We start from the raw sequence: 14992 nt of genomic DNA on the forward strand, positions 1-14992 counted from the left end.
TTTTTGATGCTGGTGTAGTCTGAGGTTTCAGGCGTTGCGGCAATGTTGGCTCTAATGGGGTTTAGGTCTACGTAAGCGAGGCAGGCAGCCAGTGCAGCTTCATCCAATAGTGCTTGGGATTTGAATCGCCCTTCCCAAAACCGGCCCGTACAATTATCTTCTTTATTTGCTCGGCGGGCGATGTCTTCGTTAAGTACCCGCATAAACCAACTAATATCAGCGAGTCTTTCTCTGTACTTATCAACCAGCTCATCTAGTATCAATTGCTCCGACTCACTCAGTGGCTCATCTTCAATAAACTTTTGGCTTATCCAATTGCCTTTAAATAACTTGTGCCATCGCATCACAATCGCTTTATCCGACAGGCGCTTAGCCTTTTTATCATCAACATATAAAACAATGTGGGTGTGATTACTCATCACGGCATAAGCACAGACATTAATACAAAACACGGAGCCCAGCATCAGGAGCTTTTCTTCAACCCAATCACGGCGGTGTTCGTATGATTTGCCAGTAAATTTATCTTCACCGCACAGAAAGGCCCGTCTTACGCAACGGGAGATACAGTGATAATATTTGGTGACGGTTAAACTGATTTGCTTTTTACGGGCAGTAGCCATAGTTTAGTTTCCTCAATCCTTTGAGTGTAGATTCAAAGCTTAGGCGGTATCTTAGGAAGGTGCAAATTAGTGGTGGGTGTCAGCGATTTGAGATGAGCGATTTGGCTCTAAACAATCCACCGATATCTATAATCAACGAAGGCTACACTCGGCCCAAAAATAAAAAACGCCCGATGAAATTCATCGAGCGCTTTAATCTCAAAAAGTGTCAACCCACATGCTAGGGCGGGTTAACTAAACTAACCGTGTGCTAGCCGAACAGTTCATCTTCTAGTGTTTTACCGTTAACTAACGACTTGTAACGCCAACCCTGTTCACGGCAAAGTCGGAGTACATCAATATCAACCTGTTGGCCGCTACGATACTCAATGAGTAGGGCGCCACTGGCATTTACTGTCACCTCTTCAACACCTTGTAAGGTTTTCAAAAGCGCTATATGACTACTGGTGCCAGACTCTTTAAGTTTTACAGTCAGCGTGGCAAGCTCTGCCTCTTGGATGCGGTCAACAGCGGTTAATTTACCATGCTGCAAATGTAATACCTGATCGCATAAATCATCGAGTTCTACTAAATCGTGTGAACTCAAAATAAAGGTCGTTTCAGATTGAAGCCTTTTTACGAGATTTCTGATCTCACGAGCATTCACGGGATCTAATCCAGCCGTGGCTTCGTCAAGCAGTACAATTTCAGGTTGTGAAAGTAGCGTTTGAGCAATACAGATACGTTTTCGCATGCCATGAGATAACTCATGAGGCTTGGCGTGATAGCAGTCTTTGAGGTCGACAAGCTCAAGCACTCTGTGTGTTTCACTTTCGGCCGCTTTCGCATCTAAACCTTGAAGCTGTCCATATAAACGTAGCTGATTACTGACAGAAAACCTTGGGTCGAGCTGAGCATCCTGTGGAAGTGCGGCAAGGCGACCAAAAAGTGCAGCGCTGCCAGGCTTGTGGCCTAAAATTTGAACACTGCCTACATCGGCATTTAGATACCCGCAAAGCGTGCTAAAAAGAGTGGTTTTACCCGCACCATTTGGGCCGACAAGCGCAATGGGTGAACCCGCGTTTAGGATAAAAGATACATTGTCTAGTGCGCGCTTTCGTCCATATTCTTTCACTAAATTATTAACTTCAATAATGCAACTCATAGCGCACGCCTTCTTAATAGTTCACAGCTAATTGCAATCAATACGAAGCTATGCAGCACCGGTGTGGCAAAGCGAGTGAGGTTGATATTCTGTGCGATGGTTTCTGAGCCTTGGAACCCAGGAAATAGATAAAAAAGGTACTCTGCGTAAGGGCTGTACTCAAGTGCAAAAGCGACCAAAGTGGCGAGCGTTAAGTAAGTCAAAATCGCGTAAATCATGCTCATTTTGCTTGAGTTAGCAAAGTGATTAGCTACAGACATCAGGGCAATAAAAGGTGCAGTAATAAGCGTTAGCTCTAAAACAATTAATGTCGCTCGGGTAAGTCCTGTGAGCCATAAGCTTGGGTCGCGCACCACCATCAATATCCAAGCGCCGAGAGCAGAAATGGCTATGAGCAACAATGTATTAAATACCTGCCCAACAAAGCGGCCAACAACAATTTCAGCCCGAGATGTGCGCAGGGTTAGAAATCTCAATGTACCGCGAGTTCTATCTTCTACGGTTTGATCTGCACTTGAAAAGATCACAAAAAGAGGAAACAAGAAGATTGACCAAACTAAGTACAGTGCAAGTTCCATTTCGGGCCACTGGGCAATACGATGCATACCAACGGCGCCGGAAAAACTCTGGATCATATTTTTGAAGTTGGGGTCGCTGACAATGGATACCGCTTCTGCAATGGCATAGCGCAAAATGGCATACCAAACCAAAACAAATGCGGCGATGGCTATCCATCCGCGCTTCGTTGCAAACAAGCGTTGCAATTCAAAGATGGCTATTAAGCCAATTCTTTTTATATTCATAAGGATCCTTGCAAGTGACAACACAGACTTTCACTACTAGAGCGGTAGGCTGACTTTGATTTGAGCGTATATGATTGGCGCTAAAAAAGGAAGTTACTGAACTGTAACAAAATTAAACCAATAAAAACGGGCACGATTAAGTGTGCCCGTTTCTTAGTCAGTATTTGCTAGCAATTACCAGCCGCAATTACGGCCTTTATTTTGCTCATCTAGGTATTTTTGCAATGGTGCAAAGTAGTCAAGTACTGCTGTTGCATCCATTTCATCTTTACCTGTTAGCGTTTTAAGTGCTTGTTGCCAAGGTTTGCTGCTACCCATTTCAAGCATCGCATTTAAACGCTCACCAGCCGCTTTCGAGTTGTAAACAGAACAGCGGTGAATGGCTTCTTTGCTGCCAGCAATTTCACAAAGTGATTTGTGGAACTGGAACTGTAAAATATGCGCTAAGAAGTAACGAGTGTAAGGTACATTACCTGGTACGTGGTATTTTGCACCTGGGTCAAAGTCACTTTCGGTACGTGAAACTGGTGCTTTAACACCTTGATACTTCTCTCTTAATTCCCACCACGCTTGGTTGTACTCTGCTGGGGAAATCTCGCCAGAGAATACTTTCCAGCGCCATTGGTCGACGAGTAGACCAAATGGAATGAATGCAACTTTATCGAGTGCCATCTTCATCAATAGCCCGATATCTTTTGACTCATCCGGTACGTTATCCAACAAGCCAATTTGCTTTAAGTAGCCAGGTGTTACAGATAGCGCGATAGTGTCGCCGATAGCTTCGTGGAAGCCATCGTTGGCGCTTTCTTGGTAATATACAGGCTGCTGATTGTAAGCGCGTTGATAGAAATTATGGCCTAGTTCGTGGTGAATAACAGAGAACTCTTCACCTGTACGTTGGATACACATTTTGATGCGTAGGTCGTCTTTGGCATCTAAGTTCCAAGCTGATGCATGACATTGTACGTCGCGGTCTTGTGGTTTAATAAATAAAGAACGTTCGTAGAAAGTCTCAGGTAATGGGGCAAAACCCATAGAGGTGAAGAACTTTTCTGCACCTTTTACCATTTTGATTTCGTCGTAATTGTGTTTAGCCAGTAGCGCCGTTACATCATAACCCGGATCTGCGTTTTCTGGCGCGACTAGGTCATAGATATTGCCCCAGCTTTGTGCCCACATATTGCCAAGCAAGTGTGCAGGAATTGGTTGGTCTTGAGGCACTTTATCTTCGCCGTATTTCTCGCCAAGCTTGGCTCTAACATGACAGTGCAGCGAATCATATAGCGGCTTTACTTGGTTCCAGGTACGGTCAAGTTCTTTTGCAAAGTCGTCCGCTGGCATGTCGTATTTACTGCGCCACATTGCGCCTGTGTCTGCGTAGCCAAGCTCATTCGCACCTTCGTTGGTAAGTACCACTTGCTTTTCATAGAGTGGACGCATCGGCTTCGACACTTCACGCCAACCTTGCCAGATGTCTAAAAGCTCTTCATAGTCGCGACTATTCGCCATCTTAGCAGTCATGTCGCCAAGGCTTAGGCAAGCGCCATCATCTTTACAGTATTTGCCTTTTCCGTACATACCATCAAGCTCTGCAGTGAGCTTTGCAAGTTCCGCTGTTTTGTCAGCATCTTTTGGTGCAGGTAGTGTTAGGTTTAGCTTCAATTTGTCAAGTTTGCGGCGGGTATCTTTGCTTAGCGCTAAGCCATCAAATTGTGCTGCTTGGTTTGCAAGTTCTACAAGCGCAGCGGTGTATTCCTCATTCACATCCGCAGCAAGTGAAGCGGTATCATGAGTAATAAAATTCGCGTAAATCCAAGCTGAGCGGCCCGAGCGGAAGTTAAGGTCAACCAGCTGTTCTGACGCCTTATCTAAAAATGCAACTGCATCGGCTTCTGATAACGCTTTATTTGTAGTTTCAGTGGATTTGCAGGCAGAGAGTGCAAAAGTACTGGCAACGATGAGTGCGCCAACACTTAACTTAAATCTTGGTTTCATAGGGTTCACTTGTTGTTTTAATTAATACACGAGCCGACTTAACACTAGACGGCATTTCAGTATCTATAGCCAGCTACACTAATTGGGTTAATTGTTAAAATTAATCCAATTAGTATTAGTCGTATGAACAACTAATTCGTAGTGGGCGCGGCTTTTACGCGCAGCAAAGCATCATTTTTTGCTGTGGTGGCAAGAATAATAGCAGGACGACTTAAAAACGACAATTTTGCGATGGACAAACAATGAGATGCGAGTACAGATAAAAGTTGAGTTAGTGTGATTATTAACCATAATTAAGGCAGTCAATTGTATCAAAAGGCCGCATTTGAAGCCTGCAAAAAGGAGTGCATATGACTTTAGTTTTATTGGTGATATTGGCCATAGTGGTAGTATTTTGTGTCCGTGATATCAGGGTTAAGTTGATCACTAAACCGCTCTTTAACTACTTCAAGACGTCATTACCTGAACTCTCCCAAACTGAGCGAGAAGCGATGGAAGCGGGGAGTATCTGGTGGGATGGTGCGTTGTTTTCGGGTAAGCCGAATTGGCGAAAGTGGTTGAGTAATGATAAGCCAAAGCTGAGCGATGAAGAACAGGCGTTTATAGATAACGAACTACATACGCTGTTAAAGATGCTTGATGAAGAAAAAATATCTGAGGCTCAAGACTTGCCTGCAGAAGTTTGGCAATTTTTGAAAGAAAAGGGCTTTTTTGCTTTTATTATTCCAAAGGCCTTTGGTGGCCGGGAGTTTAGTGCTCAGGCAAACTCCACCATTGTTGCAAAAATAGCCAGTCGTAGCTTGTCTACTGCAGTGACCGTGATGGTGCCGAATAGTTTAGGCCCTGCGGAATTACTGCTTCATTATGGCACCAATGAGCAGCAGAATACTTGGCTGCCAAAGCTGGCTTCGGGTGAGGCGCTACCTTGTTTTGCATTGACCTCTCCAGAGGCGGGATCGGATGCAGGCAGCATTCAAGACTTTGCTATTGTGTGTGAGCGTGAATTTGAGGGAGAAAAGCAAATTGGACTTGCGGTAACTTGGCAAAAACGATACATCACGCTGGCGCCTGTCGCTGATGTACTCGGACTTGCGTTTAAGGTTTACGACCCAGAACAATTGCTTTCAAACAAAGTAGAGCTTGGGATCACTTGTGCTCTTATTTCGACTGCACATGAAGGTGTAAAAACTGGAGACAGACATAACCCGTTGGGGCAAGCATTTATGAATGGCACAACCAGTGGCGAAGATGTTTTTATTCCAATGGCCTGGGTGATAGGCGAGGAGGCAGGTATTGGGAAAGGGTGGCGCATGCTGGTGTCGTGTTTAAGTGCTGGGCGGGGGATATCTTTGCCTGCGCTGAGCGCGGGAACTGCACAATTAAGTGCCAGAACGACTTCGGCTTACGCCGGTGTCCGTCGTCAATTTGGTGTACCTATCTCTGCCTTTGAGGGTGTGCAAAGCGCGTTAGCCAGAATTTACGGTTATAGCTATCTAATTGAAGCGGTGAGACAAACTACTGCATTGGCAATTGATTTAAAGCAAAGTCCTTCGGTAGTCACTGCAATTGCCAAGTATCACCTCACGGAACATGCAAGGGTGGCATTAAATGATGCGATGGATATTCATGGCGGTAAGGCTATTCAAATGGGGGAAATGAATTATCTTGCCCACAACTATATGGGAATGCCGATTTCTATTACCGTTGAGGGCGCCAATATTTTAACTCGAAGCTTGATGATTTTTGGTCAAGGTGCAACGCGTTGCCATCCTTTCATCATCAAAGAAATGAGTATCGTACAGCAAGACGATCAAGTAATCGCATTGAAAGAGTTTGATGAAGTGCTTTGCAAACACTTGCAGCATACCTCTGTGAATGGGCTTAAGGCATTTTTTAATGGCTTCACACTTGCACGTTTTGAACGTGCGCCAGTTAGTGGTGATGTGGCGCTTTATTACCGACGCCTAACGTGGTTGAGTCAAGCGCTCTCTGTGTATAGCGATATTGCCATGTTAAAGCTAGGTGGTTCACTAAAACGTAGAGAAATGCTCTCTGCAAAACTAGGGGATGTCTTGAGCTTTCTTTATATCGCCTCGTGTGTGTTAAAAAAATACGAAGATGATGGCCGTCAGCAAGGGGATTTACCGCTGGTAAAGTTTGCCTTAGATCACTGTCTTAACGAAGCTAGTAAGGCTATTTATGCATTTTGTGATAACTTTACTGTAGCGCCACTGGCATTTTTATTAAAACGTTTGGCGTTTCCTGTTGGTAAGTGGGTCAAAGCACCGAGCGATAAATTAGCGGTGCAGGTGTGTAGCAATGTTTCTGAACACAACTCGACCCGTGAGCGTATCTCACATCTATGTGCCGTGGTAAAACACTCGGCGGTAGATACGGTTGAACATGCTTATTTACTGGAAAAAGCGCATGCTCCATTAATGGCAAAATATCGTAAGTGGTGTAAGCAAAATAGTATGAAACTGGTGGGTAAGACATTGAATGAAAAGCTCAGTATCGCAATGGACGACAAGGTGATTGATGATAAGAGTTCTGAAACCATCTTTTGTATTGAAACGTTAGTTGCAAAAGCGATTGCTGTTGATGCAAAAATGCCCAGCTAGTTCGTTGTGGCAGAGGGATATCAGCTAATTTGTTAAAAAGCCCCGACAACGGGGCTTTTCTTTCTTATTCTTTAGTTAACGTGCAAAGGGATCGGCTAGTACCTTATCTACGTACCATTTGCCTTTTTTGCGCACCATACTGACACTGCGCATGTCATCTACTTGCTCACCGTGGAGTTGACCTGTAAAAATTAAATTAATTTTTGCGCTGTCGCCATACTGTTCGCGCAGACTTTGATTAGTCATGTCAACTTCTATAGTGACTTCATCGTACTGCATATTCACTAAATTTCTGGCGAATTGAGAGGCGGTACCGTAGGAGCGCATGATACGCGCGTGACGGGGCGTGGCGATTTTCATTGCAGCGTCTAAATCTTTTTGATTATAGAGTGCGTCAAAGTACATTGTTGCGGCATATCCGGGAGTGTCCTTGTCACCTCTGACATTATCCTCTGAGCCACATGCGGAAAGTAAAACCATCGCAGCTAAGACAACGAAAGTTTGCTTAAAAAGTGACTTCGTCATGCTAAAATACATCATATGCAGTTTAAAATTATTCACAATGAGTTAAGTTTGTCTGCTTACAGCCGATATGTAAAGCCAGTAAATGAAATAAATGTATTATGTGCTAAGGGTTTAAGATGTCTCGTTTAATATCACTAGCTTGGTTGGTTTTATTTTTGGTTGGGTGTGGATCGCAGCCTGAAATCAGTAAAGGGGTTACAAGCCAGCTAACACAAAACGGCATAATACTTGGGCATTTTTCTAAAGATGGAAAGTGGAGTGTAACATTAGACAGCAATGCTGAAATCCATATATATGACAATACCAATCAGTCAGTCATCTTCTCAGTACCTAAAGAAAAAATAAAAACGCCAGTCAAAGCAATTTTATTGTCTGATGATAAGGAGATGCTCATCGTGGCGGGTGAAAACCTTATCTCAATTTGGTCTGTTCCAAAGCAAAAGCTGATAACGAACGTACCCTTTGCTGGGGTGAGTCCACTAGCTTCGATTTCTGCTTTAGCACTTTCTCATAACAATCAGCGTTTGCTCGTTGCGATGGACGATGGCTCACTCAATATGGCGGACCTATTCACTAAGTTAAACAATCGCTTTATGCCTCATACCCGACCAATTGAGCATTTGGCGTTTGACGATAGTGGCGACTATTTTGTTACAGGCGCGCAAGATGGGCTGGTTGCCCTTTGGCAATTTGCATCACCAGAACCTTTGTATGAGCATCAATTTAGTCATCGAGTTACTAGTTTAACAGTAAGCCCTGATGGGCAGTATTTATTTGTCTCAGATGGGTTGAATGCGCAACATGTGCTGGATTTTGAGTCTGGAAAGCAGCTCAGTGAGCTAAAATATATGGCCCGCTTTAAGATGTTTAGAAAGGCCAAATTTATTTCTGGCTCGGGCTTACTTGCGACATCATCGTCAAAGTCTCACCTCTCCATCTGGCGCTATGAAAGCGGAGAAGAACTTGGTACTTGGTCTATTCATACAGCAAGAGAAGGGGCGACGGTAGTCGATATGTATGTCCCAAACCCAGACACTTTAGTAACGCTAAATAGCGATGGTATGCTTGAGACTTGGGCGGTTAATGTACTTGCTAAAAAGTAAGGGAGTGAAAGCACTCCCTTTGCTAGTTATCCAAATCTTGGATTAATTGCAGTTCGACAAGCAAAACTTGAAATTAGGCGCGTTGGAAGTCGTATACGCTACCAAGACTGAGCAATTGCGTGAGTTCATCCAGTGCAGCATAGGACTCTTGCAGTAGGCTCGGATCAGCTAAGTCTTGCTCTGTGACTTTATCGCGATAATGTTTATTGACCCACGCGCTTAGTTGAATAAATTTATCTTCACTCATCATCACTTCTGGATTTACCGCTTTTAGCTCTGCTTCATTGAGGGCTACACGTAATCGCAAACACGCAGGTCCACCACCATTTTGCATGCTTTGGCGTAAGTCAAAAAAGCGTACTTGCGAAATCGGATTTTTTGCACCGAGCATATATTCGATATACGCTGCAACGTTATCATTCTTCGCACATTCTTCCGGTGCTACCAACATCATCTCGCCTGATGGCAAGGTGACTAATTGAGAGTTAAATAAGTAACTTTTTACTGCGTCTTCAACACTCACAGCATGCGTCGGAACTTCGACAATATGCAAAGGCTTTTCACCGATATACGCTTGTCTAATTTTAGTTAGACTAGTGGTTTGATCAATAAAAGCTTGATCATGACAAAACAATACATTTTCATTGCCCACAGCAATGACATCATTATGGAACACGCCTTGATCAATCACATTTGGGTTTTGCTGGATAAAAATTGCTTGCTTATCATCCAATTGATGTAGCCTTGCAATCGCTTGACTTGCTTCTAATGTCTGCCGAGCAGGATATTTAGTAGGACCCTTTATATCGCTGTTAAAGCCACTTGAACCGTACACAAATAATTGTAGGCCTATACTGCCATGGCTATCGGCAAGGCGAGTGTGGTTCGCAGCACCTTCATCGCCAAAAAAAGGTTGCTCAGGCAAATGCTGGTGATGTGCAAAATATTGCGCATTGGCGAACATAGCACGGAGTAAGTTCGTGGTGGTTTCTGGTTCTATTGAACGGTGGAATTTGCAGTTTAAATTGGCACTTGTGAAATGAACTTTGCCATCGCTGGAATCAACTGAAGGCGATACCGTCGCCGCATTTGCCGTCCACATCGCAGAGGCTGAGTAACAAGCTCGAAGCAATATAGGATCGTATTTATAGGCTTTTTCCAGGACTTGTGCATCCGTGCCTGAAAAGCCAACGCGGCGCAGTGGGGCTAAACTCGGGCGAGCATGAGGTGCAAATACCCCTTGTTTTAGGCCGATATCATGCATTGCTTTCATCTTTTCAAGACCTTGCAATGCCGCTTCTTTTGGATTAGAAACACTGGTAGCGTTAGAAAGTGACGCGACATTACCATAAGATAATCCGGCATAATTATGTGTTGGCCCTACTAAGCCGTCGAAATTGACTTCATAAGTCATAAGTGCGGTTCCTGTTGCGAATAGTTATAGATAACTAGTATGAGGCGGTTTCGCTGGTTTTTAAAGTGGCATCAGTCAAATAAGACGTTTGTACTTATTTAGCATGCGGCCATCGTAAAATAAATTGATAGAAAATTTAAATTAGCCTATTTCAATGAAATTGCTCACTTTGTCTGAGACTCGACTACACGTGATAGAGTTGTCTGGGCGTGATGGTAGATAGTGGCAAAAGTAATGACGGCAGCCTTTATTTAGTTTTCGCCTTTATTCAGTGTTCTAGTTAAACCAGCTTTCATTGCAAATTTATCCCTTGTTGCCCACAATAGGGTTAAATTTCTTTTTATATCTAGGCAAACCATGGAAGTTGAACATCAGGAAATTGCCAATTTTTTAGTAGCTTACCCGCCATTTTCGGATTTGCCTCAAGAGGCACTATATAAACTCGCAAGCCAAGTTGAAGTAGGTTATTACCGAGCGGGCAGTGGCATTTTGGAATATGGGGAGCAGATCACTTACCTATATGTGATCCGCTCTGGTGCTGTTGAGCTCTATCGGCGCTCAGGTGAGTTATATAATCGTATTTCCACAGGGGGGATCTTTGGCCAGCGCGGTTTATTGATGAACCGTAAAGTTCGTTTTGGTGCTCAAAGCCTTGAAGATACGCTGGTGTATTGCATTCCTGTAGGCATCTTTGATGAGTATTGCGACGTTTATGAAGCGTTTGCTGATTATTTTGAAGCAGACGATAATGCCAGACTAAAAATCACAGTTTCTGAGCAAGCCGATAGCAATGATTTAACCACGGCCAAAGTGCGTAAACTATTGCTACGCGATGTGGTATATGTTGAACGTAATGCCACGGTACAGCAGGCAGCTCAAGTGATGGCAAAAGAGCATGTGTCATCACTACTTATTTATGATCCCGAGAAACCTGTTGTCGAAGATCCAGATGAAGATGATGGTCAGGTGGTTGGCCTTATCAGTGACAGAGATCTTCGCACAAAAGTAGTCGCAGAGGGGCTGAATTATCAAACGCCGGTCTCTGAGATTATGTCGACTGATCTTATTATTGTTGACTCCAATGCCTATGTCTTCGAAGCCATGATGCTGATGCTAAGAGACAACGTACATCACTTGCCTGTTGTACATAAGCGTAAGCCGATAGGGGTAGTCGCGCTATCCGACATTTTGCGCTATGAGTCTCAAAGCAGTCTATTGTTTGTTAGGGGGCTGATGGACCAGCAAAGTGTTGAAGACCTAAGTAGTTATGCCAAACAGCTTCCTGCAATTTTTACTCGTATGGTGAATGAAGACGCTAACTCACACATGATTGGGTCTGCGATGTCGATTATAGGTAAAACGTTTAAACATAAGTTACTCGAACTTGCGGAAGCAAAATTAGGCCCACCACCAATCCCTTATTGTTTTATTGCGCTCGGTTCAATGGCTCGGGACGAACAATTAATTGTGACCGATCAGGATAATGCACTGATCTTGGATGACAGTTATCAACCCGCAGAACATGGCACTTACTTCGAAAAGTTGGCTAAGTTTGTGTGTGATGGTCTAGCCAATTGCGGCTATAAATATTGTGATGGTGGGATCATGGCAAGCAACCCGACTTGGCGCTTAACTTACAGTCAGTGGTTAGCACAATTTGAAGACTGGATAGAAAATCCACGGCCTGAGGCATTGCTTAATAGCTCGATTTTCTTTGATTTAGAGGGCGTATGGGGTGAAACAAAATGGGCTGAGAAACTCACTGCTTTTATCAGTAAAAAGGCCAAAAACACCCCTAAATTTTTGGCCGCGATGGCGCATAATGCGCTAAGAAGAACACCGCCTTTGGGCTTTTTTAATGGATTTGTCCTTGAGCAAGATGGTGAACATAGGCGATCGATGAATATAAAGCGCCGTGGCACAGCGCCGCTTTCAGACTTGGTTCGAGTACATGCCCTTGGTGTTGGCTCTAAAAAACAAAACTCCTTTGAACGATTAGAAGATATTGATGAAGCAAATATACTGCCAAAGGGCAAGGTGCTAGATCTACAAGCTGCGCTTGAATACATCGCCATTATGCGTATTCGTCACCAAGCATGGCAAATTGAGCAGGGCGAAAAGCCTGATAACAGCTTGCCACCAGAAACACTCTCTGATTTTGAACAGCGTAACCTTAAAGAAGCTTTTGGCGTGTTAGACAAAGCACAGAGCTTTTTAAAGTTTCGCTATCAAAACAAATCCATGATGAAGTAGCGGTGTAACATGCAAGGCGAGATTATGTCATGGCCAAATCGCTTTCAGCATTTGGCAAAAGCGTCGCAAGACTCAAGAATTCAAGCATTTTATCAGCAAGGCGTGGTAGATCCTTACCAGCAATTGAGCCAGTGCGAGTTTGTTGCTCTTGATTTTGAAACGACAGGGCTCGACCCAAACATCGATGACATTGTGAGTGTTGGTGTGGTGCCATTTGATTTACGGCGGATCCGCTTGGCTCAAGCGAAGCATTGGCTTGTCAAGCCAACCAGTCCGCTGGCTGAGGAGTCTGTGGTACTGCACCGGATCACACACTCACAAGTCGAAAGCGCCCCAGATCTGCAAGATATTCTTGAGGAAGTGTTTGCTTCGCTGCATGGTAAAGTTATTGTGGTGCACTATCAGTTTGTTGAGAAGTCATTTTTTAATTCTGCGCTAAAAGCAAGATTGGGTGAGGGGATTGAGTTTCCAGTGATTGATACGATGGAAATTGAAAAGTCAGCGATAAACAACGCTAGAAGCTGGCTTGATAAGCTCAAACGAAAACCCATTCCTTCAGTACGCTTGGCTGATTGCAGAAAGCGTTATGGGCTTCCCTATTATCAGCCACATCACGCCTTGTCCGATGCGTTAGCAACGGCGGAGCTATTTCAAGCTCAAGCTCAATATTATTTAGACCCTTCAGACATGGTGAAACGCTGGTGGAGTTAAAGCCAAATAACAAAAAGGCGGAGCATACATCAAGCTCCGCCTGTAACGTGATTAACGACTGTTAGCTTTTAGGCTCTGTTCTCAGCCCAAGGATCAAACTTACACACATCAACAGTAATACAAAGGTAAACGGTAAACCTGTTGAAATGGCGCCCGCTTGCAGCGCTTCAATCGCTTCTTTCCCGCCGATCCACAGTAGCGCTGCCGCAATCGCACCCTCAATACTCGCCCAGAATATACGTTGTGGTACTGGGGCATCTATTTTACCACCAGCGGTAATACTATCGATAACCAAAGAACCAGAATCCGACGAAGTGATGAAGAAAACTAGTACAAGTAAAATCGCCGTGAACGAGAGCAAATCACTCATAGGTAGGTTTTCGAACATTTGGAACATTGCCAGTGGCACTTCAGTCAAGCCATCAGTTCCTAGAGCACCAATGCCATTTTTTACCTGATCGATAGCAAGGCCACCGTAGATTGACATCCAGATCACGGTTACCAATGTCGGGATTAATAATACTGCGGTGATAAATTCGCGTATGGTGCGACCCTCAGAGACGCGTGCGATAAACATACCGACAAACGGTGACCAAGAAATCCACCATGCCCAGTAAAATACGGTCCAACCTTGGAACCATGCTTCGTCGTCACGACCATGAGGATTACTCAGCGGAATAATGTTTTCAACGTAAGCCATTAAAGTTGTTGGAATATTACCCATGGCAATCGCAAAGCCTGCGATACCAACGAATAGTAATAATACAAATGCAATTAACATATTAACGTTACTGAGCAGCTTTACACCCCCATCAATACCGCGAACGACCGAAATAATCGCAAGAGCGGTAACTCCCGCTATTACGGCAATTTCTAGACCGAGGCCAGCTTCTATGCCAAACACATGTTGGATCCCAGCACCAGCTTGCTGTGCACCCAAACCAAGTGACGTCGCAAGACCAAACAAGGTAGCAAGAACGGCGAGAATATCGATGATATGGCCCGGCCAACCCCAAGCTCTGTCTCCCAAAATCGGATAAAAGATTGAGCGTATCGACAGTGGTAAGCCTTTATTGTACGCAAAGAAGGCTAGAGAAAGCGCAACAACGGCGTAAATAGCCCAAGGATGCAGCCCCCAATGATACATGGTGGCACCCATTGCAAGCTCTGCCGCTTCAGGCGTGTTTGCGGTAACATTCAATGGTGTTTCATACCAACCTGTGTAATATGCGACGGGCTCAGCTACGCCCCAAAACATCAGACCTATACCCATACCCGCTGCAAACAACATTGCCAGCCATGATGCCCGAGTGTAGCTTGGTTTGGCATTTTCACCACCTAGTCGAATTTTACCGTAAGGCGATAAAACGAGCACCAAACAAAATAGGACAAAGAAATTACCAGACCACATAAACAGAGCATCAAAGTTACCTATGATGTCCCACTTTATGCCGTCTAAGGTGGTCTTAGCTGTGTTTGCATCAACTAATAACACGGCGACTAAAAACGCCAGTATTAACCCCGCACTCACACCAAAAACCGGGTTATGTACGTCAAACCCCCACTTTTGAACATTGTCTTGTCCAACGGTGTAGTCTGTATTATCGATGCTGTACTTATCGTGGTGATTGCCCATGATATCCTCTTATTGTTCTCATCGTGATACGACACCAAGCTGATACACTGAATTTATCGCTAGGCAAGTGGTGATAACAATTCGACATAAACTAACTATGCAACAGTGAAAAATTTAATCTGGCTTTTAAAGCGAATCATTAGCTGTTTAGAATGGCTTCTTTATCA

At 44.2% G+C, this 14992-nt stretch carries 10 protein-coding genes and 1 pseudogene; 4 read left to right on the plus strand and 7 right to left on the minus strand.

Annotation, left to right across the window (positions count from 1 at the left end; translation table 11 throughout):
• The 4 genes and pseudogenes from DRB05_RS05180 to DRB05_RS05195 all read right to left on the minus strand — a co-directional run.
• Positions 1–620 (minus strand): annotated as a pseudogene (locus tag DRB05_RS05180) (transposase); the annotation flags it as partial.
• Between the two features lie 250 nt (positions 621–870).
• Positions 871–1764, minus strand: coding sequence for an ABC transporter ATP-binding protein (locus DRB05_RS05185; protein ID WP_128725981.1), 894 nt, complete (start codon positions 1762–1764; stop codon positions 871–873).
• A complete protein-coding gene (locus DRB05_RS05190; RefSeq protein WP_128725982.1) occupies positions 1761–2567 on the minus strand; it encodes an ABC transporter permease subunit in 807 nt (268 codons plus the stop codon). Before DRB05_RS05190 ends, DRB05_RS05185 begins: the two co-directional genes overlap by 4 nt.
• A 174-nt stretch (positions 2568–2741) precedes the next feature.
• Entirely contained in the window at positions 2742–4562 is a 1821-nt protein-coding gene (locus tag DRB05_RS05195; RefSeq protein WP_128725983.1) for a M2 family metallopeptidase, read from the minus strand.
• Positions 4563–4912: 350 nt separating this feature from the next.
• Between DRB05_RS05195 and DRB05_RS05200 the strand changes: the two genes are divergently transcribed.
• Positions 4913–7183 (plus strand): acyl-CoA dehydrogenase, encoded by a 2271-nt coding sequence (locus tag DRB05_RS05200; protein WP_128725984.1) that lies wholly within the window; start codon positions 4913–4915, stop codon positions 7181–7183.
• Positions 7184–7258: 75 nt separating this feature from the next.
• Here the strand turns inward: DRB05_RS05200 and DRB05_RS05205 are convergent, their stop codons facing one another.
• Positions 7259–7708 (minus strand): hypothetical protein, encoded by a 450-nt coding sequence (locus DRB05_RS05205; protein WP_128725985.1) that lies wholly within the window; start codon positions 7706–7708, stop codon positions 7259–7261.
• 116 nt (positions 7709–7824) lie between these two features.
• On the opposite strand from DRB05_RS05205, the gene DRB05_RS05210 reads away from it, so the two are divergent.
• A complete protein-coding gene (locus tag DRB05_RS05210) occupies positions 7825–8811 on the plus strand; it encodes a hypothetical protein (RefSeq protein WP_128725986.1) in 987 nt (328 codons plus the stop codon).
• Positions 8812–8884: 73 nt separating this feature from the next.
• Here the strand turns inward: DRB05_RS05210 and astB are convergent, their stop codons facing one another.
• Positions 8885–10225 carry an N-succinylarginine dihydrolase gene (gene astB, locus DRB05_RS05215; RefSeq protein WP_128725987.1) on the minus strand — a complete coding sequence of 447 codons (1341 nt, stop codon included), beginning with the start codon at positions 10223–10225 and terminating at the stop codon, positions 8885–8887.
• A 357-nt stretch (positions 10226–10582) separates the two neighbouring features.
• On the opposite strand from astB, the gene DRB05_RS05220 reads away from it, so the two are divergent.
• Complete coding sequence (locus DRB05_RS05220; protein WP_128725988.1) at positions 10583–12478, plus strand: DUF294 nucleotidyltransferase-like domain-containing protein; 1896 nt, start codon at positions 10583–10585, stop codon at positions 12476–12478.
• A gap of 9 nt (positions 12479–12487) precedes the next feature.
• Positions 12488–13189 carry a 3'-5' exonuclease gene (locus tag DRB05_RS05225; RefSeq protein WP_193554558.1) on the plus strand — a complete coding sequence of 234 codons (702 nt, stop codon included), beginning with the start codon at positions 12488–12490 and terminating at the stop codon, positions 13187–13189.
• Positions 13190–13250: 61 nt separating this feature from the next.
• On the opposite strand, the gene DRB05_RS05230 is transcribed toward DRB05_RS05225, so the two are convergent.
• Positions 13251–14825 (minus strand): BCCT family transporter, encoded by a 1575-nt coding sequence (locus DRB05_RS05230; protein WP_128725990.1) that lies wholly within the window; start codon positions 14823–14825, stop codon positions 13251–13253.
• Between the last annotated feature and the right edge of the window lie 167 nt (positions 14826–14992).

The organism is Pseudoalteromonas sp. A757, from assembly GCF_004103285.1.
Classification (GTDB): Bacteria; Pseudomonadota; Gammaproteobacteria; order Enterobacterales; family Alteromonadaceae; genus Pseudoalteromonas; species Pseudoalteromonas galatheae.

Excerpts from the sequence above, each read along its gene's own strand:
- DRB05_RS05185 (WP_128725981.1), bottom strand. The coding sequence starts at position 1,764 with ATGAGTTGCATTATTGAAGTTAATAATTTAGTGAAAGAATATGGACGA.
- DRB05_RS05190 (WP_128725982.1), bottom strand. The coding sequence starts at position 2,567 with ATGAATATAAAAAGAATTGGCTTAATAGCCATCTTTGAATTGCAACGC.
- DRB05_RS05195 (WP_128725983.1), bottom strand. The coding sequence starts at position 4,562 with ATGAAACCAAGATTTAAGTTAAGTGTTGGCGCACTCATCGTTGCCAGT.
- DRB05_RS05200 (WP_128725984.1), top strand. The coding sequence starts at position 4,913 with ATGACTTTAGTTTTATTGGTGATATTGGCCATAGTGGTAGTATTTTGT.
- DRB05_RS05205 (WP_128725985.1), bottom strand. The coding sequence starts at position 7,708 with ATGACGAAGTCACTTTTTAAGCAAACTTTCGTTGTCTTAGCTGCGATG.
- DRB05_RS05210 (WP_128725986.1), top strand. The coding sequence starts at position 7,825 with ATGTCTCGTTTAATATCACTAGCTTGGTTGGTTTTATTTTTGGTTGGG.
- astB (WP_128725987.1), bottom strand. The coding sequence starts at position 10,225 with ATGACTTATGAAGTCAATTTCGACGGCTTAGTAGGGCCAACACATAAT.
- DRB05_RS05220 (WP_128725988.1), top strand. The coding sequence starts at position 10,583 with ATGGAAGTTGAACATCAGGAAATTGCCAATTTTTTAGTAGCTTACCCG.
- DRB05_RS05225 (WP_193554558.1), top strand. The coding sequence starts at position 12,488 with ATGCAAGGCGAGATTATGTCATGGCCAAATCGCTTTCAGCATTTGGCA.
- DRB05_RS05230 (WP_128725990.1), bottom strand. The coding sequence starts at position 14,825 with ATGGGCAATCACCACGATAAGTACAGCATCGATAATACAGACTACACC.